This window comes from Bartonella queenslandensis AUST/NH15, assembly GCF_000312585.1.
GTDB lineage: Bacteria > Pseudomonadota > Alphaproteobacteria > Rhizobiales > Rhizobiaceae > Bartonella > Bartonella queenslandensis_A.
Window position 1 is genome coordinate 13,049 of record NZ_HE998011.1, and the last position, 1,401, is coordinate 14,449.

The following is a 1,401-nucleotide window of genomic DNA, read 5'->3' on the forward strand; positions in this document are numbered from 1 at the left end:
CACGCGTTCACCAACACGCACCCGTTTACCACCCGACAAGCCAATATCTGGGTCTTGGATCACCCCAGACAAACGCTCGCCCAACTGAGCGCTAAAGCCCCAACTGATCACCGAACCATCTGCCTGTTGTTTGGTAGGATCAATATAAAGCAGAGCAATCTTATTGCCCCAAACGCGTGCCAATTGTGCTGTACGTCCTTTGCGCGCTAAATTCACTTGCGATTCACCAATGAGTAAACGATCGGGGTGTATTTCCATCAGATCCGCAAACTGCGCTTTGGTCACAAAACCATCCGCAGTACCACCCCCTTTAACGGCTTTGATGATTTTGGGATGGCGTTTGAGCTTTGACCAAACAACTTTGCCCATCACAAGGGTGTTGGGTGTATAGATAAGACTTTTATCCATTGCCTCATCTAAAACAGCGTAAGGATCTGATTTCTCATAATCACTAAACTTATCCTCACCTTTAAGCGTTATCACCCGCTCTGGTGCATAATTTTTATTGTCTTGCACAAGCGCTGCCACACGCACTTCACGCCCCAATTCCAGCAAATTGGCAAGCCCTTCCACAGCTGTCTTTTCAGGGTTATAACGAGAGCGCTTTTCTGCCCGTGCCCGTGCTGCCGCCTCAATATCGGAATTGGGGATGAGATCATCAAGCCCATAATCTTTCACACTGGCTTCCCGTTCAAAAGCAGAAAATTCCACAACATTCGGGCGTCCTTTCCGCCCAACCTCAAGCTCAGGCACCGTAAAATTTTCTGCCAAAGGAAATTCACTATATTTAAACACTTCACTTAAAACACAAACACGGGGCAAAACTTTATCGCCAATAAGAGAGCCGGCTGGATTGCGATAACCAATAGCAATGGCGGTGAGTGTTGGATCAATGGGAAAAGGTCTGTTCATTTTAAGCCTCAATTAATTAATTTTAAAAGAAATAATATCACCGGACGAGCCATCACTCATGGCAATACCAATGGTGCGGTCTGCAGATTCCGCCTTAATGGCGTGCCCTTTGGGGTCAGAGGTCAATAAATCACCAAAGGAAACATTGCCCCCACAGATCACTTCGCCCCAACCACATTGACCAACATCAAGCATCTCACCAGCCTTTGCTCCCAAAGAGCCAGCTGTTCCTAATAATTTATCTCCCTTTCCAGAAGCCGTTGCCACCATGCCATCACCGCGCGCTGCAACAATGCAATAAGGGGAAACCTCTGCACAAACGCGAAAAGATTTAATCAAAACCATCGTACTCATCATGAGCGCTCCTTTTGCTCTTCAATATGCTCAACCGCTTGGCTAATGCTGATGTCCAACCCTTTTTTCTTCTGCTCTTCTTGATAATGGCGCGCCGCAAGAGCAATCTCTTCTGGCGCAAGTTTTTGTGGGGGG

General features: G+C 47.2%; 2 protein-coding genes and 1 pseudogene. All 3 read right to left on the minus strand.

Annotated elements, in window-relative coordinates; translation table 11 throughout:
- A partial coding sequence (locus BN338_RS07510) for a major capsid protein (protein WP_039760623.1) occupies window positions 1-912 on the minus strand: 912 nt, incomplete at its 3' end.
- 12 nt (window positions 913-924) lie between these two features.
- Window positions 925-1,269 (minus strand): hypothetical protein, encoded by a 345-nt coding sequence (locus BN338_RS07515; RefSeq protein WP_244427633.1) that lies wholly within the window; start codon window positions 1,267-1,269, stop codon window positions 925-927.
- Window positions 1,266-1,401: pseudogene (locus BN338_RS13795) on the minus strand (phage protease); the annotation flags it as partial. The gene BN338_RS07515 and the pseudogene BN338_RS13795, both read right to left, overlap by 4 nt.

Excerpts from the sequence above, each read along its gene's own strand:
- BN338_RS07515 (WP_244427633.1), bottom strand. The coding sequence starts at position 1,269 with ATGATGAGTACGATGGTTTTGATTAAATCTTTTCGCGTTTGTGCAGAG.